Below are 18193 nucleotides of genomic sequence, written 5' to 3'. Positions count from 1 at the left end.
ACTAACAATAAAAACTAGGAGTGTGGCACCATGAAAAAAATCGGAACTATGCTACTTCTCTCCTTCCTCATCACTGGATGCACACAAACGCAACCGGATTCAAAAGAACAAAAAAAAGACGTAATAGCAACGTCATCCACTCAAGTGAACGCACCTTCCTTCTTTCACCTTAGTGTTTTAAAAGATGTAAATTGGGAAGAAACACCTTCTTTCGTAGAAGGAAAAATGCCTTTAAAAGGCATCGAAGGTAAAGTCGCAATGGCTGATAGTCCTATTATCGCAAATGAACAAAATGAAATAATGTGGCACTTTCTAGATTCTGAAATACCAACTGGAAAATTGTCTATTATTGCGCTAAAACAAGGATCTGTAACTCCGACACAAGTACTCTTTCAAAAAGAAACTTCCAAACAAACTTGGACTACTTCAAATACAATCGATTCTACTACAAACGAACTCCCTCTCACTATGTCACTACCTTCATCTGGATTATGGTTATTAAATATATATGTGAATGAAAAATATTATGATCAGTTTGTAATCACTGCTGAGTAAAGTGACAAAAATAAACCACTTTCTTACAACAATGTAATTTCTACGTCATGTACTTCGATAGTTGAATTATCTCTCTTCTCTTATACTTAAAGTAAGAAATGAAACGAGGAGAGATGAGAGATGAAAAAAATGATAGAAGTGATCGTAGCAGTAACTGAGGTTTTAGTGAATGGTAAACAAGTTGCAATGGAATTAAATAAATAGTGAAGAAACATAAATAATTCTACACTTCTTCATTATTTTGATTTCTTATCTCAAAAAAGCAGTGCCTTTTAGGCACTGCTTTTCGCTATTAATAACGTGGTATTTTCGTAATTTGTGCCACGCCTGAATCAATAGCTGCTTTCGCTACTGCTTCTGCAACACTTGGAACAACTCTTTTATCTAATGGATTCGGGATTACATAATTCGCATTACGTTCTTCATCAGTAATGATGTTAGCGATCCCATATGCTGCCGCTAATTTCATCTCTTCTGTAATATCAGTTGCGCGCACATCTAACGCACCGCGGAATATTCCGGGAAACGCCAATACATTATTTACTTGATTCGCATAATCCGAGCGTCCAGTTCCTACTACAGCTGCCCCAGCCTCTAATGCATCCTCAGGGAAGATTTCTGGAATTGGATTCGCCATTGCAAACACAATTGCTTTCTCATTCATCGTCTGTACAAGTTCTTTCGTTAATACGTTAGGAGCAGATACGCCAATAAAAATATCAGCTTGGTGAATTGCTTCTTTTAACGTTCCACGCACATGTTCACGATTTGTCTTTTTTGAAACTTCAATTTGTGCTTCGTTCATCCATGTTTCACCTTCACAAACAATACCTTCTAGGCTAACTAACGTAATGTGCTTTGCACCAGCCTTTAATAATAATTTTCCAATTGCAATTCCTGCCGAACCCGCACCGTTAATAACGATTTTCACATTATCCATTTGTTTGCTAACAACTTTTAATGCATTAATAACAGCTGCTAAAACGACAATAGCTGTTCCATGTTGATCATCATGGAATACAGGAATATTCGTTTCTTCTTTTAATCGTTTTTCAATTTCAAAACAACGCGGTGCTGCAATATCTTCTAAATTAATCCCTGCAAATGTAGGCTCTAAATTTTTTACAAGGGTAACGATTTCATCTACATCCGTTGTGCCTAAACATAATGGGAAAGCATCTACATTCGCAAACTTCTTAAACAAAATACTTTTTCCTTCCATAACAGGCATAGCCGCTTTCGGTCCAATGTTTCCTAAACCGAGTACCGCTGTTCCATCTGAAACAACTGCCACCATATTGCCACGTGCTGTATAGTCATACACTGTTTCTTCATCTGCCGCAATTGCTTTACACGACTCCGCTACACCTGGTGTATACGTCAGGCTTAAATCATCCGCTGAATTTACCTCCACTTTACTTGTAATTTCAATTTTCCCTACTAATTCTTTATGCAATAACAATGATCTTTCATTAATTTGATTTGCTAACATACTTATAATCTCCCCTTAATTTGACAAGCTAGCTATATGAATATAGCTAGCTTGTTTGATCATGAAAACATTTTTAATAATATTGTCGCCGTTACAACCATTGCCGCCCCGCCTAAACGAGTTGAAATTTGCGCGAACGGCATTAATTCCATACGATTTGAAGCCGATAAAATAGCAACATCTCCAGTTCCGCCTAAACCGCTATGACATCCAGTTACAATCGCCGATTCAACTGGATACATCTTCATCACTTTCCCTACAAGAAAACCTGATGCTACCATTGTAAGAACAACCGATGCGCACACAACAACATATCCTACTGAAAGAACTGCTGCTACGTCTTTTAACGGAATATATAGCAATCCTAATCCAACCATTAAAGGCCAAGTTAAATTCTTCGAAATAAATTTATATAAATGGAATGCTCCTTGCTCCATTTTTGCTGGCATTAATTTAAAGTATTTCACAAGTGCTGCTGAAAAAATCATAATGATTGCCCCAGGAATACCGATGAACTTAGAAGCAAATCCTCCAAAGATGAAGAACGTACACGCAATTAATAAACCTGCTCCCATTAATGAGAAGTCAATTGGCTTCTCTGTATTTTGTTCTTTTAATAATTCTGCTTGATTGTCTGTTTTCACTAATACACCGTTACCACTAAGCTCCGGTTTCTTCTCACCTAAACGCTTCATATACCCTGCACTTACAATTGCGAACATATTTCCAATAATAGCTGCTGGAATAAGCTGTGATACAAACGTCGCTGATGATTCATTTAAAATATCACTATAAGCTAGCGACAATGGTAAAATCCCTTCCCCGATACCACCACTCACAATTGGTACGATGATAAAGAAGAATGTGTGCTTCATTTCAAATCCAAATAATGAACCGACCAATAACCCTACTGCTACAGAAGCTAACGTCCCTACTACTAAAGGAATAAACATACGAACGAAACCTTGTACTAACACTTTACGGTTCATTCCTAAAATACTTCCGACTACTAAACAAGAAATATATAAATATAAAAAGTTCGATTTTTTCATTAACATAGTCGCAGCTTCCATTGAAGCTGGATTCATCCAGTTAAAAAATACAAGTAATGATGGAATAAATAACGAAAGTATTGCTGGACCGCCGATATTTTTTAAAATTGGAATTCTCATCCCAATATCGCCTAAGAAAATCCCCATGATCATAATAACTGCAAATCCACCAATCATATCTGCTGGCAATTTATTATATACAGATGCCCCATAAATAATAGCAGCCAATACTACATATAACGGTAAAGGTATAACACCGATTTTTACATTCATAATTTTAGAAGCGAAAGATTCTCTTTGTACTTCATTTCCTTCAGAAAATGATACCGCTTCCACATTCTTTTGAATTCCCATATGGCACCCCCTCGTTTTCTTAATAACAATATTAAAACGCTTTCAATAGTAAAAATAGTTTTTGTAAGTTTTGTAATTGATTTTGTAATTAAAAAAAGTATAAGCGACTTATATTAAGTCGCTTATACGTAAAACTCTATTTTCTTTTGATCAACACATCTTAATTTACTTACAGGTCTGCCCACATGTTGGTACATCATTTCGTTTTCTAACACTCCAATGTCAGTCAAAAACATTACATATTTTCGAATAGAAACTCTTGAAATTCCAACTAATTGTGCCATTTCATCTGTTGTAAACACTCTTCCATTCAACGACTCGATCTTCTGCCAAATTAATTGCAACGTTTGCTTCGTTAACCCTTTCGGAAGCTCTTTCGTGACAGTAGGCTCCCTTTTTTCTTTTTGTAAAATTAACAAATCTAATTCCGATTGACTAATTTTTTGTTGTTCTTTCATGAAAGTAACTTTTTCTCGATATATAGTTAATGCCTCTTTAAATCGTTCAAATGTAAATGGTTTAATTAAATAATCTACTACACCATATTGTAATGCTTTTTTAATACTTCCCATATCATGTACAGCTGAAATCATTATAATATCAATTTCTTTTTCTTGGTTCCGGATATACATTAAAAGCTCAAAACCAGTCTCTTCAGGCATAAAAATATCAAGTAATACTAAATCTACTCGTGATTTCTCTAATATTTCGATCGCCGACTTTACTGAGTTAACTGCTTGAACAAGTTCAAATCCTCCTACTTGCTCTAAATAATGCGTATTTAGCATTGCTACCATCGGGTCATCTTCTACAATTAAAACTTTAATCATATTTGCCTCTCATCCCTACCTTTAGGTATTTCAATTGTTATCGTTGTTCCCTTACCTACTAATGAATGCATATGAATTTCCCCATTTATTCGCTGTATACTTTCTTTTACAAGATACAAACCATAACCGCGGTTATCTCCCTTTGTGGAATAACCTTTCGTAAATAATTGCTCTATTTCTTTTTCTTGTATACCTTTTCCCGTATCTTGTACTGTAATAGTTAGTATATCCCCATGTTGTATCTTAACTTCAACTCGCTTCTTTTCACAATTCGTAACTGCCTCTAATGCATTATCAATTAAATTTCCGACAATCGTAATAAGTTCATGAGTAATACTTTCATCATCTATTTCCGGCATATAAGAATCTTCACTTATAATTAATTTTATATTTTTCTCTCTAGCATAGCTGAGCTTACCTAGTAAAAAACCAGCAAATACTGGACTTTTTATTCTTTTCATAACTCCACCAATTTCATATTGATGCTCTGATACCATGCCGCTTATATACTTCTGTAATTCTTCATACTGCTTCATATGTGTAAGCCCTAATACGACATGCATCTTATTCATAAACTCATGAGATTGTGCCCGTAATGCTTCTGCATATAGTCTAATACCAGTTAGTTCCTCTGCTAGTTTTCTAATCTCTGTTTTATCACGAAATGTTGCAATTGCACCAACTATTTCTCCTTTTACATATAAAGGAACTCGATTCGTCACAATCGTAATTCCATAAATATTTTGTTCTTCGTTTAATTGTACTTCTCCCGTTTGCAATACTTCTTTTATACGTGAATTTGGCATATACAACTCAACATCTTTACCGATAAAATCTTCTTCAAGTCCGCTTTTTTTAAATAGACGTTTCGCTTCATTATTAATTAATGTTACTCTAGCCTCTTTATCTACAGCAATAATACCTTCCTTTACAGATTGTAGCATCGTATTTCTTTCTTCAAGAATTTTTGCTATCCTGTGCGGCTCAAGACCGAATAAACTTTTCTTTATATGTCTAGCTAGCAATATTGCTCCTATAATTCCGACTAATACACCAACTCCGACACCAATATAAATGATATGTCTACTTTCCTTAACTCTCTCTTTTACATTATCTGCTGAAATACCAACAGCCACAGCTCCAAGTTGTTCACCTGTTTCAGAAAATATTGGTACAAACACTCGCATGGAAATACCTAAAGTTCCTTCTGCTAACGATACATGTTCTTTTCCTTTCAATGCAGGCCCTTCATCTCCCCCAATAAAATGATGCCCTATTTTTTGAGGATTTGGATGTGACTTTCTTATTCCATTCATGTCCATAACTACAATAAACTGAACACCTGTGTTTTGTAATATTCTATTTGTATACGTTTGGATTGCAGAGGTATCTGCTTTCCCAACCAAACCATCGATTACAATCGAATCATTCGCCACAATGTGTGCAATTGTTTTTGCCTTCTCTGCTTGGCTATCCTCCGTCGTCCGTTCTACATTATGACTAATTAATATATCTGTCACAAGTAAAGAAAAAATTACAACTGTACAAACTAACAATGTAATCGTTTTCCATAAATTCCATAGTCTTTTTCTTTTTTTCATCCCGTTAATGACTCCCCTAATTGCTGAATAGAAAAATAAGTAAGGTGATATTATTTTCACCTTACTTATCTGCTGTTATTATACTTTAAATTTACTAGTCATCGCTTGTAGTTCTTCTGCCATCTCAGCTAAGTTTTGCGAAGCTGAACTAATTTCCTCCATGGAATTAACCTGTTCTTCTGTTGAAGCTGCAACACTTTGCATACTAGCTGTATTTTCTTCTGCAGCAGCTGCAATTTCATCAATAGCATTTGTCACTTCATTTGCATCCCCAGCAATTCTCTTCGTTGTTTCTACCATTTGATTAACTTGAGAAACAATATGTGTAGTAGAACTTAAAATTTCCGTAAAACTTACTTTCGTTTTTGTTACAACATCAAGGCCCTGTTGAACTTCTCCATTCACATTATCCATCGCCTTAACAGTATGTTCAATATCCGCCTTAATTTCTGCAATTAAATTTGCAATCTCTCCAGATGACTCTCCTGATTGCTCTGCTAATTTTCTAACCTCATCTGCTACAATAGCAAATCCTCGTCCCTGTTCACCTGCTCTTGCTGCTTCAATAGCCGCATTCAAAGCTAATAAGTTCGTTTGAGTAGCGATGTTTTGAATTGCTTCAGAAATAGCTCCTACCTGCTTTGATTTCTCATCAAGAAGTTTAATAATAGCATCTGACTCGGATACCGATCTAGAAATAGATTGCATTTGTTTTGCGGTTTGTTCAACTAAATCTTCTCCCTCTTCAGCTCTTTCTCGCGCATGTAATGAGGAAATAGAAATTGACTCTGCGCTTCCAGTTACATCTTGAATTGCTGTATTTACTTGTTGCAATGTAGCCGCACCTTCTTCAACACCTTGACTTTGTGATTCGGCCCCACCTGATACTTGTTCCATTGCAATTGTAATTTGATCTGTCGCATCATTTGCTTGCTGTACGCTCGCTGTTAACTCTTCTGCCGATGCTGCAACATGTTCTGCTGAAAAGCTAATTTGGGTAATAACATCTTGTAAAGACGTAGACATTTCATTAAATGAATTCCCTAATTTCCCTATGTCATCCTTGGAATGGATTGTAATTTTCTCTGTTAAATCTCCCTTACTAATTTTATATGCCGATTCAGCTATTTTTCGTAATGGCCTTGTAATAGACTTTGTAATGAAATAAATTAATATACTACCAAATGCAATAGCGATAGCAATGACAATCAAAGTCTTATAAAACACTGGACTGGCAGCTTGGGTAATTTCTTCATCGAACATAACACCAACTACTTTCCAGCCCGTTTTCTCATTTGTTGCAAAGATTAAATTCTTTTTATCATCTTGTTCTGTATAAGACACATTTCCTTGTTTATCTTCATAAATTGGTTTAATCCAAGGATCAGTAACTTTTGCACCTGGTTTTCTAGATGGATGACTAACAATTTGCTTATTTTGATCTAAAATAACTGCATAACCTTTTTCACCAATGTTAATCATTTTGGAAATTTTTAAGATGTTATCTAAGTTTAAATTAATTCCTATAACACCTTTACCATCTTTTACTTCTTTTGCAATTGTCACTACCATATTTTTTGTAGATGCTGATTGATATGGTGCAGTAACAATTACTTTCCCTTTATTTTCATGTGCTTCTTTATACCAAGATCTATCTGTTGGATTATACCCATCAGCCATTTGGATAAATGGTTCTCTTATAAACTTTCCCGTCTCTGTTCCAATATAAATACCTTCTACTTCTGGATGAAGTTTTATATATTGCGCTAACTTCGTTCTTACTATTTCTTCTTGTCCGTTTGGATATGTATCCTCTGTTAAGATGTCTGCAAAGTATGCTGCATCAACAAATTTCTCTTCTATATTTTGAGAAATAACAGTATTTAAAATCGAAATGTTTTCCTTTGCTTTACCTGTGATTTGTTGTTCAAAATTTGTTTTGGCAGTTTGATATGAAACACCACCGATAATAAGTCCTGGTATAGTTAAAATTAGAAAAAATGAAATGATTAATTTTTTCTTGATACTCATACATTTAACCCAGTTAAATATTTTTTGCATAATAAGCCTCCTTTATGTAATGTGGATACTTGTGTCATTTTATACAATTAACATATATAAAACAATATATAATGATAACATGTAAATTTTTCGTCAATTATGCATTTTTGCATATTCACTCCTTATACGTATTTTAATCATAAAAATAAGAGAACTTTAGCATTATATATACTAAAGTTCTCTTATTTCTTAACAGCTTATACTCTATAAAACTTCTCTTATAATCCTCAAATCTTTATCCTTCGCCTTATAGTCATATTACTAAAACTCTTCGTCCTAATTTATTTGACGCTCTTTACATAACTAATTGCCTGACTTCCCATTTGCGCCCATGCCTGTTCAAAGGTTTCTCTCGGTACTTTTACATCTAAGCTACCCTCAAGTGGATCTCGAATATATACAGATTCCTGATCATACCCGATAAGTACAACACAATGTTCATTATACGTAATAGAAACATCTCCACTATTTGTTTCCCATGTAGTAAATTCATCTGCATCTAATGGTGCAAATGTTGCATTTGTGATCATGACTACAGGTTGCCCTGCTTTTATACTCTTATAAATTTCTTCTATATTCTTCCCTGTTAAGTCTACAGCTTTATTAGGTAAATATTTTTCCGCTAACTGAAAAAGTGGCCCATGATATACACCATATCCCGATTCAGAAAATGTATAAATATTACCTACAAATCCTTCATTCGGATTCCCGCGCACACCATCGTCTATAAAATCAACTTTTTTTATTTCATTTGCTAATGTCATCTTATCCACTGAAACACCAGCGTATTGTAACATCATCGCTAAGCTCGTCACTTCACAGCCTCTATCCAATTCTGGTAACTGCTGAATTAAGGGAACATTTGATAAGATGACTTTTTCATCGTTATTACTAAACTCCGTTTCTTTTCCTCTTTGTATATTTGAGAATGTTAACTTCTCTACATACTTTGGAATTCCATTTGTATATACACTCCATATTGCTGCACCTAGTAAAGCTGTACATATATACCACTTCAATTTTCTTATCGCTTTCACACCCTTATTAATTCGTTAAATAAGAATAAAATGCGTCAGCATCCGTTCGTACCATCGGTACAAAATTTAGTTCTTTTCCTTTTTCAGGCTGATCTTTTTTTATCTTTTCCGCTAACTCTTGAATATTCATATTCATTTTATCCATATTAAGCTCATCTGCCATTTGTAGCACCTTTTGTTCATTAATTTCTCTTAATATTTGATATATATCTTTACCATACAAATCAATATGATGTTTTTTTGCTTCTTCTTGTACTTTTTGTTCGTACACTTCTTGTGCTAACTCTTCAATTTCTTTTCCTTTTTGAGAAATATCTAACTTTCCTGCTTCTTCTCTTACTTTCTTTCCGTAGATTTCTTCCGCGATGTCTTCGATTTCTTTTCCATCTGTCGAAATACCTAATTTATCTGCTTCATCTTTAATTTTAATCGCATTAATTTGAGTAATTAAATCTACAATTGATGTATTCTCTATAGATATACCTAGCTTTAACGCTTCTTGCTTTACTTTTGTTTCATAGATTTCTTCTGACAGCATCCCAACATCTTTTCCTTCAATCGATATGCCTAACTGCTCTGCTTCCCTTCCTACTTCTGTTTCATGAATTTCTTTTTCTAGTGTAATTTGTTCTTTTCCTTCCGTTTCAATACCTAGTTTCTCTGCTTTTTCTTCTGTATGCACTGCATGTATCTTACCATTGTTCAATTGTTCTTTACTGCGCTGCGTGTAATCTGTCTTTCCTTTTTGTGTTTCAGAAGGAGAGGCACCCCCTAATATACTTAAACTCATTACTCCAATAGTGAATACCGTCATCATTTTCTTTTTCAAAATTAATTCCTCCCTCTTATACTTTCTTTCCCATCATTCCCCTAGTTTTTTTAATACTATACATACATCTCATCGCTGCTTGAGATAACATTATGATTGATAAACCCCACTCACATACACCTAATCTCTTCTTCATGTAACGAACTTTCTTTATGCCATACATAATATAAATAGTTTCTTAACTTTCCCTTAAAAAAAGACGACCTTGTAAAAACAAGGTCGTCTTCTTACTTATATTTTTTGATTTTTAGGGAAAATCACTTCAAAACAAGTGCCATCTCCCCATTTGCTCTCTACTGATATTTTTCCGTAATGCTTTTCTACAATCCAATTTGCGATTGAAAGACCTAATCCAGCTCCTTCTGACGTACTTCTTGCTTTATCCCCTTGATAAAAACGATCAAATAATTTCGGAATATCTTCTTCTTTCACTCCTATCCCGTCATCTTTCACCTGTATGCGAATTGAACTACTCGTTTGCGTGCAATCAATTTGAATATGCCCACCTTCGTTTGTATACTTCATCGCATTATCTAACAGTATGACCATCATTTGATGAATCCGCTCTCTATCCCCCATAAAAGATACACCACGTTCTACTTTTAGCATCATTTCTTTTTCTTGATAAGAAGCAATCTCTTTATATGGAGCTACTATTTCTTCTAACAATTTATCAAGTTCAAATGTTTTCTTATCCATCTCAATTTGATTAGAATCAGAACGTGCTAGCAATAATAAATTACTAACGAGTTTCGATAACCGCCTACATTCTTTTGAAATTGTAGAAATATCCATCGCTTTTTCTTCTATCGTAGCGGATGGTGACTGGAATAAAACATCCGTTTTTGATTGAATAACTGCAAGTGGTGTCCTGAGTTCATGTGATGCATCAGAAACGAATTGTTGCTGTTTCTCCCATGAACTTTGAATAGGTACAAGTGCTCTACCAGCTAGGAAAAAGCCAATACCTATCGCACAGAGGCTTCCTATGCTACAACCTATAACGAGAATTAAAAATAAAGTATTTAACATTCCTTCTTCCGCTGTTATATCTCGCACGATTTGAACTATTTCTCCATCTTTTTGAAGCGAAAATGCTCTAAAATATCGTCCTTGTACTTCAATATCTTGTAACTCCTCTAATTTTTCGGGAGAAAAACTTTCCAAATTCTCTTCAAAAATAGAACGGAATTTACGGTTATCGCCCTCTATTTTCACTATTTTCCCATTCCAAGTTATTCTAGTTACTCGCGGATCTCCAATTTGGATATTCTCCATGCGTTTTCTTGGTGGTACTTTAACATCTAATTTTTCTCTATACTGAGCTATCATTTTTATAGATTGATCTACTTCACTATAAATACGCTTGTATGTGTACGAATAAATAATACTGCCTAATATACCTATTAATAGAATAAATACTAATGAGTTCACTATAGTCAAACGAATGCGTGTTTTTTGAAACATACTTCCTTTTTTCATTGTTCTTTTAATATATATCCAATACCTCGAACGGTTTGAATATCTTTCTGATAACCGAATGGCTCTAATTTTTTACGTAAATGATGCACATACACTTCTACAATCGCTACTGTCGTATCTGAATCAAATCCCCAAACACGATCAAAAATTTGTTCACGCATTAAAATCTTTCCGCTATTTTGAACAAGGTACTCTAGAAGCTCATATTGTTTTAATGATAACTTCATACCTTTTCCATCTACTTGAACATCTTTATCTTTTCCGAACAATTCAATGCCTTTATAGCGAATTGTTTGCTGCGTTGTTAAACTACCACTTCTGCGTAGTAAAGCACGAATTCTCGCTTTTAATTCAGGGGCCTGAAATGGCTTAACAATATAGTCATCTCCACCAAAGTCCAATCCCTTCACCCGATCTTCTAAAGAATCTCTCGCTGTCAAAAACAGGACTGGTGTTTCAATCTTTTCATCTCGTATTTTTTGAATCACTTCGAATCCGTCCATCCCTGGCATCATCACATCCAGCAAAATTGCATCATATATATTTTGAAGAGCTAAAAACAATCCATCTTCTCCATTTATTGCCGTATCTACTTCAAATTCATCACGTAAAATTTGTACGATAGACTCTAATAACGAAGCATTATCTTCTACTACAAGTAAACGCATGCTCTCACCTTCCATCAAATAGTTCAATTCTATTTATTATTACATTTCTTCTCTTCATAACAAAAGAATGTAGTTACATTACGTAATTTCATTTTTAACTATTTCCTTCTAAAATTTTGAAGTTTTATTATAAAAACTTTGTCTTAAATTTAGCTTAATAAAAAATTGAAAGAAATAAGATTCCTCTTATCTCTTTCAATTTTTTATTACATATACCTTTTTACTCGGCAACTCTAAACAATTTAGCTGACCGCCATACACAGCCCCGCCATCAATCCCAATAATACGATTACTACCAAAATACACTCCGCAATCCTCACTACCATGAAGCGTTTTTGTTTCCGTATGCCCAAATACAATAACCTTTTCACCGCTATATCCATTATGAAATTCATTACGGATCCACATTAATGTATATGGTTCAGATTCAGAAACTCGTTTCATCGGTTCAACCCCAGCATGTACAAATATATACTCTTCTGTTTCAATGTAATGATCTAATTCTTGAATAAACTTTATATGTTCCTCTAATACACGAGAGTGTAAAATCGGTTTTTGGAAGTCTTTCTCATTAACCGCAATATCTTCTTCTACAAATCCATAGCTATATAATGTCTTATCTCCACCATTTCTTTTTACCCAATGGTTCCATGAACGTTCCTCATTTGTCGTTAACGCCTTAATCATCATATCTTCATGATTTCCTTTTAAAATGAGTGCTCCCTCTTTTTTCAATTCTCTTACCTTTTCAATTACAGCACGCGCATTTGGACCACGATCTACATAATCTCCCAGTAAGATTAATTGATCCTGTTTCGCATCATATTGAGCTTCTTCCAATAAATGTTCGAACTTTTCTATCTCTCCATGAATATCACTAATAACAAGAATTCTTTTCATATTATCCCCCCTCTTTCTAATTATAGTTCAAAACGACAGAAAGTTCAGAATTGAAATCCCGCATTAACGGGCAGTAAGCCCCCCACTGATTACAGTTTCACTTTATTACAAACTAAACTATTATCCTTACAACAATGTAAGTCTCTTGTCATCCAATTCGATAGTTGTAATTACTGTATTTCCTTATACTGAGAGTAAGAAATGAAACAAAAAATAAGGAGAGATGAGAGATGAAAAAAGTAATGGAAGTTGTAGTAGCGGTAGTAGAGGTTTTCGTAAATGGTAAACAAGTCGCAATGGAGTTAAATAAATAATGAAAAGGACAACATTCACTCTAGACCCTTTACTCATATAAAAGAGATAAGACTTCATCATTTCTTTGATCCCTTATCTCCCTATAAAGAAAGCCGTATCCCTTTTAAGGATACGGCTTTCTCTTATTTTTGACTCGTACGAGCTGAAATGCTAATTGCTCTATCTGTTGCTTTGGCAGCTTCATCTAACGCTTCTTTACTATTCTTCCCGTCATACATCGCTTCTAATGCTTTTACAACTGCATCTCGTGATTCTGAGAATACACTAATTAAAGCCCCTTGTGTTGCTGGAGATTGCTTCGTCGCTTGCAATTGATCTACTGTTACTTTCAACTGTGGATATTTTTCATATTGCTCTTTTACTAATGGCTCATTATATGCATCTGGATTAATTGAGAAATAACCTGTTGCAGTATGCCATTTTGCTTGTACGTCTGGCTTCGTTAAATATTTCATAAAGTCCCAAGCACCTTGTTGCGTTTCTTCTGAAACCATATTCGTCATCCATAATGATGCTCCACCAATAACAACACCATTTTGTTTCGAATCCTCAGGATACGGAATATATGAAACACCTACATTAAACTTAGATGCATCGATTAAATCACGAACACCTGCTGAAGAATCTAAATACATAGCAACTTGTCCAGATTGGAACGCGGCACGAATATCATCCCAACTTGCTCCATACTTTCCAAGTGCGCCAGCTTTATTTAAATCATCTAACATTCCAAATACTTTCTGTCCTTCTTTACCGTTAAATACCGCCTTCTTTGCAGCATCTTTACGGCCGTTTTCGTTATCTACATATAAAGCACCTTGTGTCGCTAACAATTCTTCAAAGAACCAACCGTAGTTAAGCATGGAGAATCCATATTGTTTTACATTTCCGCCTTCTTTAATCGTTAACTTTTTCGCTGCTTCTTGTAATTCCGCATATGTTTTTGGAGCTTTCTCTGGATCTAAGCCCGCCTTTGCAAAAGCATCTTTATTATAAATTAATACTGGTGTAGATGAATTAAATGGCATAGAATACATTTTTCCATCAACTGAATAATAATTTGTAATTGCTTTTTCTAATTTTGACGTATCGTACTTATCTTTTTTTATCCAGCTATCAATTGGTGTGATTTTTTTGCTATCAATCATATATTTCGTTGTAATTTCACTCGATTGAACAAGAGCTGGCGCTTCTTTCGTTGCAGACATCGTTCTAAATTTCGTTAAAGACTCTTCATATGTCCCTTGGAACTCTGCCTTTATCTCATATTTATTTTGCGACTTATTATAGTCTGCAACAAGACCATCTAATACTCCTTGTGTTTTTCCACCCATCGCATGCCAGAAGCGAATTACAGTTTTATCACCATTTTTTTCAACAGGTGCTACTTTTGCCTGTACTTCAGGTTTTCCCTCTGTTTTACTATTTGAACAAGCTGCACTAGATAATGCCATTGTTGCTACCATTAATAGAGCAGCACCTTTTTTAACTAGACTCATTTAAATCTCACCTTCTCTTAGTTATTTAATTGCACCTTTTGTTAATCCTTGTTGTAATTGCTTTTGCCCTAAAAATAGTAAAATCAATGTTGGAATAACGATAACCGTAACACCGGCCATTACGCTTCCCCAATCAGTTGCAACTTCTTGAGACTGAAGCTGCTTTACACCGATTTGCACTGTTCTTACTTTTTCATCAGTGGTCACTAAAAGTGGCCATAAATACATATTCCATGTTGTTAAAAAGCTATATACTCCAAGCGTAATAAAACTCGTTTTACAATACGGTATTACAACGCTGAATAAAAATCTTATATTTCCAATCCCTTCAATAAAAGCAGCTTCTTTCAGTTCATTCGGGAGTGTCATAAAATGTTGACGTAACAAGAAAATACCGAAAGCTGTTGCAAAAAACGGCACTGTCATCCCGGCGAAACTATTGATCCAGCCAAAGTTTTGAATCGTTAAAAAGTTAGGCACCATCGTTGCTTCCCACGGAATAAGCATCGTTGAAATAAACAGGAAGAAAATTAAGTTTCTCCCTTTAAACTGAAGAAAAACAAAAGCATAAGCTGCTAAACTTGATACGATAAGTTGTCCAATCATAACGACTGTCGATACAATTAAACTGTTATATAAGTATGTAAAAAGCGGTACTTTTTGAAAAATATTAATGAAATTATCAAAAGTAAACTGGGTCGGAAATAACCTTCTCATTTGAATATCGTCTGGTGTCATAAAGCTTATTAAAAATGCATACAGTACAGGAAAAAATACCATCACTGCACTAATAATGAGTAGCATGTATAATAGGAAATTTTGTTTCCACTGTTTAACAATCATTTATAATGCACCTTTCTCTCAGCAAACTTAAATTGAAGTAATGTAGCAACGAAAATGAAAACAAATAATACCATCGCTTGTGCACTTGCTGTTCCAAATTGATGATTCACAAACGCCTCTTTGTAAATCGAGTACACAATTAAATTCGTTGCATCATTTGGTCCACCGTGCGTTAAAATATCAATTTGTCCAAAGCTTTGGAACGCACTAATTAATGTTACTGTTACAATAAAGAATAAAGTTGGTGATAGCATCGGTAATGTAACACGGCGAAGCTTATATAAATAACTAGCACCATCTATAGATGCACTCTCATATAAAGACGTATCAATATTTTGTAAACCACCTAATATAACTAAAAATGCAAAACCTGTATTCACCCAAACTGTTGTAACTGATACAGAGAATAGTGCCCAGTCCGGACTCGTTAACCATGCGATTGCAGGAAGGTTCATAGAGGCTAATATATTATTAAATAATCCTACACTTGGATGAAATAAAAATAGCCAAATCACTGCACTAGCAGCTACTGATATTCCCATCGTCGAAGAAAACAGAACTCGGAATAACCCAATACCTCTTACCTTTCCATTTGCAATCAATGCAAGAAACAAAGCAAATATAATACTCGTAGGAACTGTATATAAAACAAATAATAAAGTTGATTTTATACTTTTGTAGAAGGCTGGATCAGAGAATAAATATTGATAATTTTCTAAGCCAACGAAAAGATTAGCTTCTCCATGTATATCGGTTAAATAAAAACTATAATAAATCGTCCTAAACAATGGATAGAACAGAAAAATCGAAAATAGCAAAATAGATGGCGCCAAAAACAATAATCCTATTCTTAAATCTTTCGTTCTCTCCCATAATTTTTTCTTTTTTGACACCTTTGTTTGAACTGGTAACTTACTTACTTCGATCATTATTTCGCCACCACTTTCAACTCTTCTTCAGCTACCACTTTTAAGCGTTCATTCGTGTTTTCGTTAAAGAAGCATAACTTTTCTTGCGAGAATAATAATTTTACTTTGTCACCTTTGTTCAGGAGTAACTGTCCGATAACTTTCGCACTCCAAGTTGTTCCATTTACCGCAAAGTTCAATATAGATTCATTCCCTAATACTTCTACAGATTGCAACGTCACTTCTTGTCCCTCCTCAGACAGTGCAATATGCTCAGGGCGCATGCCTATGCGAATTGTTCCTTCTGGTAATTGCTTTAACTGTCTAATAGATAATGGAATTTGCAATTGTCCTATATGTAATACACCTTTTTCTTTATTTACTTCCCCATCATTTATATTCATAGAAGGAGAACCTATAAAGCTTGCAACAAATTCGTTTGCTGGTTCGTTATATATGTTAAGTGGTGTTCCAACTTGCTGTATACTTCCTTTATTTAAAACCATGATACGATCACCCATAGTCATCGCTTCTATTTGATCGTGGGTAACGTAAATCATCGTAATTCCTAATCGCTGCTGAATTTCTCTAATTTCAATTCTCATTTGCGCACGTAATTTCGCATCCAAATTCGAAAGTGGTTCATCCATTAAACAGATTGGCGCTTGACTCACAATTGCCCTGGCAAGTGCAACACGCTGTCTTTGTCCGCCTGATAATTGGCCTGGTTTCATTTTCACATACTCTTTCAGTCCTACCATTTCAATAGCTTCCATTAATCGCTTTTGTCGCTCTTCTTTTTGTACTTTTCTTACCTTAAGTCCAAATAAAATATTTTCTTCTACAGATAAGTGTGGATATAATGCATAATTTTGAAATACCATTGATAGATTACGGTCTTTCGGCTCTAGATCATTTGCAACACGTTCATTAATAATTAAATCTCCTGAAGAAATCTCTTCTAAGCCAGCGATCATTCGTAATAATGTGCTTTTCCCGCATCCCGAAGGTCCAACTAAAACAAAAAATTCACCCTTCTTAATATGAACCGATATGCCTTTAACCGCTGTCTCTTCTGCATTTTTATATACCTTTGAAACATTTTTCAATTCAATCACAAGGTTGCACTCCTTTTTTCTTCTTGTATCCATACTTCATAATGACTTGTTGAAATCGCACTTGCTCCTGCACGAATTGCAATTTCCGCATCTTCTCGCGTTTGAATCAGCCCTCCTGCAATAATAGGAAACTCTATTTCCTCTACTAGCTGCTTAATCATAGAAGGCATAATCCCCGGCATAATCTCTACTGCATTTGGTTTAGTCGTTTTACAATTTTCAATTGATTTAGTAAGAGATAAAGTATCTACAATAAAAATACGTTGAATTGTTTTCAATCCAATTTTATTAGCATTTCGAATTGTTGAACCCTTTGTTGAAATAATACCTTGTGCCCCGATAACATCTTGAATATACAAAAGCGCTTCCTCTGTATTCGTATTTAAGCCTTGTATAAAATCACAATGAAGAAATACATCATGTCCATGTTTCTGTAATTCATATACACGCTCTGGTAATTCCAGCATTGAACCAGTCATAAGAAAAACTGTTTTCGGCAATTTTTTGTATGCTTTGTATCCTTTCCAATCCTTTATCATCGCAATATAAGGTTATTTAAACATTTATTCCACCTAACTGTTCTATTTTTATCCAAACTAAAAACACCTACTTACATAGAACGCCTTTCTCCTTATTTGAACTCTAGGGA

The 18193-nt window shown here is 34.6% G+C and carries 16 protein-coding genes and 1 pseudogene; 1 reads left to right on the top strand and 16 read right to left on the bottom strand.

What is annotated here, in order from left to right:
• Positions 1–30: 30 nt before the first annotated feature.
• A complete protein-coding gene (locus GD442_RS02955; protein ID WP_000719692.1) occupies positions 31–555 on the top strand; it encodes a DUF4871 domain-containing protein in 525 nt (174 codons plus the stop codon).
• 292 nt (positions 556–847) lie between these two features.
• Here GD442_RS02955 and GD442_RS02950 read toward each other — a convergent pair whose 3' ends face one another.
• The 16 genes and pseudogenes from GD442_RS02950 to GD442_RS02880 form a co-directional block, all read right to left on the bottom strand.
• Positions 848–2047, bottom strand: a complete 1200-nt coding sequence (locus GD442_RS02950; protein WP_000880780.1) for an NAD(P)-dependent malic enzyme — start codon at positions 2045–2047, stop codon at positions 848–850.
• Between the two features lie 59 nt (positions 2048–2106).
• Positions 2107–3453 (bottom strand): 2-hydroxycarboxylate transporter family protein, encoded by a 1347-nt coding sequence (locus GD442_RS02945; protein WP_000512722.1) that lies wholly within the window; start codon positions 3451–3453, stop codon positions 2107–2109.
• 122 nt (positions 3454–3575) lie between these two features.
• Positions 3576–4283 (bottom strand): response regulator, encoded by a 708-nt coding sequence (locus GD442_RS02940; RefSeq protein ID WP_159365034.1) that lies wholly within the window; start codon positions 4281–4283, stop codon positions 3576–3578.
• Entirely contained in the window at positions 4280–5884 is a 1605-nt protein-coding gene (locus GD442_RS02935) for a sensor histidine kinase (protein ID WP_000746421.1), read from the bottom strand. Before GD442_RS02935 ends, GD442_RS02940 begins: the two co-directional genes overlap by 4 nt.
• A 78-nt stretch (positions 5885–5962) precedes the next feature.
• Positions 5963–6781, bottom strand: coding sequence for a methyl-accepting chemotaxis protein (locus GD442_RS28465; protein WP_432804035.1), 819 nt, complete (start codon positions 6779–6781; stop codon positions 5963–5965).
• A gap of 120 nt (positions 6782–6901) precedes the next feature.
• Positions 6902–7915 (bottom strand): annotated as a pseudogene (locus GD442_RS28460) (HAMP domain-containing protein); the annotation flags it as partial.
• Positions 7916–8226: 311 nt separating this feature from the next.
• Entirely contained in the window at positions 8227–8982 is a 756-nt protein-coding gene (locus GD442_RS02925; RefSeq protein WP_033689794.1) for a C39 family peptidase, read from the bottom strand.
• Positions 8983–8989: 7 nt separating this feature from the next.
• Entirely contained in the window at positions 8990–9811 is an 822-nt protein-coding gene (locus GD442_RS02920; RefSeq protein WP_000728585.1) for a hypothetical protein, read from the bottom strand.
• 231 nt (positions 9812–10042) lie between these two features.
• Positions 10043–11293, bottom strand: coding sequence for a sensor histidine kinase (locus GD442_RS02915; protein ID WP_086404038.1), 1251 nt, complete (start codon positions 11291–11293; stop codon positions 10043–10045).
• Positions 11290–11961, bottom strand: a complete 672-nt coding sequence (locus GD442_RS02910) for a response regulator transcription factor (RefSeq protein ID WP_001238621.1) — start codon at positions 11959–11961, stop codon at positions 11290–11292. The genes GD442_RS02915 and GD442_RS02910 overlap by 4 nt, the downstream gene beginning before the upstream one ends.
• 195 nt (positions 11962–12156) lie before the next feature.
• Positions 12157–12861 carry a metallophosphoesterase family protein gene (locus GD442_RS02905; RefSeq protein ID WP_000821952.1) on the bottom strand — a complete coding sequence of 235 codons (705 nt, stop codon included), beginning with the start codon at positions 12859–12861 and terminating at the stop codon, positions 12157–12159.
• A gap of 437 nt (positions 12862–13298) precedes the next feature.
• Positions 13299–14675 (bottom strand): ABC transporter substrate-binding protein, encoded by a 1377-nt coding sequence (locus GD442_RS02900; RefSeq protein ID WP_086401957.1) that lies wholly within the window; start codon positions 14673–14675, stop codon positions 13299–13301.
• A 21-nt stretch (positions 14676–14696) separates the two neighbouring features.
• A complete protein-coding gene (locus tag GD442_RS02895) occupies positions 14697–15518 on the bottom strand; it encodes a carbohydrate ABC transporter permease (protein ID WP_000635946.1) in 822 nt (273 codons plus the stop codon).
• On the bottom strand, positions 15515–16447 hold the full coding sequence (locus tag GD442_RS02890; protein WP_000573797.1) for a carbohydrate ABC transporter permease: 933 nt from the start codon (positions 16445–16447) through the stop codon (positions 15515–15517). The genes GD442_RS02895 and GD442_RS02890 overlap by 4 nt, the downstream gene beginning before the upstream one ends.
• On the bottom strand, positions 16447–17544 hold the full coding sequence (locus tag GD442_RS02885) for an ABC transporter ATP-binding protein (RefSeq protein ID WP_000571372.1): 1098 nt from the start codon (positions 17542–17544) through the stop codon (positions 16447–16449). The genes GD442_RS02890 and GD442_RS02885 overlap by 1 nt, the downstream gene beginning before the upstream one ends.
• Positions 17541–18083, bottom strand: a complete 543-nt coding sequence (locus tag GD442_RS02880) for a glycerol-3-phosphate responsive antiterminator (RefSeq protein WP_071740684.1) — start codon at positions 18081–18083, stop codon at positions 17541–17543. The genes GD442_RS02885 and GD442_RS02880 overlap by 4 nt, the downstream gene beginning before the upstream one ends.
• Positions 18084–18193: the final 110 nt, after the last annotated feature.

Origin of the sequence: Bacillus sp. A260 (assembly GCF_009861435.1) — a bacterium.
Lineage (GTDB): Bacteria > Bacillota > Bacilli > Bacillales > Bacillaceae_G > Bacillus_A > Bacillus_A cereus.
The sequence above is the reverse complement of the archived record's forward strand: the minus strand, read 5'-3'. Positions and strand labels throughout refer to the sequence as shown.

What these genes read in the sequence shown, in the direction of transcription:
- GD442_RS02895 (WP_000635946.1), bottom strand. Translation starts at nt 15,518, where the DNA reads ATGATTGTTAAACAGTGGAAACAAAATTTCCTATTATACATGCTACTC.
- GD442_RS02915 (WP_086404038.1), bottom strand. Translation starts at nt 11,293, where the DNA reads ATGAAAAAAGGAAGTATGTTTCAAAAAACACGCATTCGTTTGACTATA.
- GD442_RS28465 (WP_432804035.1), bottom strand. Translation starts at nt 6,781, where the DNA reads ATGGAACAAGTATCAGGTGGGGCCGAATCACAAAGTCAAGGTGTTGAA.
- GD442_RS02955 (WP_000719692.1), top strand. Translation starts at nt 31, where the DNA reads ATGAAAAAAATCGGAACTATGCTACTTCTCTCCTTCCTCATCACTGGA.
- GD442_RS02880 (WP_071740684.1), bottom strand. Translation starts at nt 18,083, where the DNA reads ATGATAAAGGATTGGAAAGGATACAAAGCATACAAAAAATTGCCGAAA.
- GD442_RS02950 (WP_000880780.1), bottom strand. Translation starts at nt 2,047, where the DNA reads ATGTTAGCAAATCAAATTAATGAAAGATCATTGTTATTGCATAAAGAA.
- GD442_RS02945 (WP_000512722.1), bottom strand. Translation starts at nt 3,453, where the DNA reads ATGGGAATTCAAAAGAATGTGGAAGCGGTATCATTTTCTGAAGGAAAT.
- GD442_RS02905 (WP_000821952.1), bottom strand. Translation starts at nt 12,861, where the DNA reads ATGAAAAGAATTCTTGTTATTAGTGATATTCATGGAGAGATAGAAAAG.
- GD442_RS02935 (WP_000746421.1), bottom strand. Translation starts at nt 5,884, where the DNA reads ATGAAAAAAAGAAAAAGACTATGGAATTTATGGAAAACGATTACATTG.
- GD442_RS02940 (WP_159365034.1), bottom strand. Translation starts at nt 4,283, where the DNA reads ATGATTAAAGTTTTAATTGTAGAAGATGACCCGATGGTAGCAATGCTA.
- GD442_RS02910 (WP_001238621.1), bottom strand. Translation starts at nt 11,961, where the DNA reads ATGCGTTTACTTGTAGTAGAAGATAATGCTTCGTTATTAGAGTCTATC.
- GD442_RS02900 (WP_086401957.1), bottom strand. Translation starts at nt 14,675, where the DNA reads ATGAGTCTAGTTAAAAAAGGTGCTGCTCTATTAATGGTAGCAACAATG.
- GD442_RS02890 (WP_000573797.1), bottom strand. Translation starts at nt 16,447, where the DNA reads ATGATCGAAGTAAGTAAGTTACCAGTTCAAACAAAGGTGTCAAAAAAG.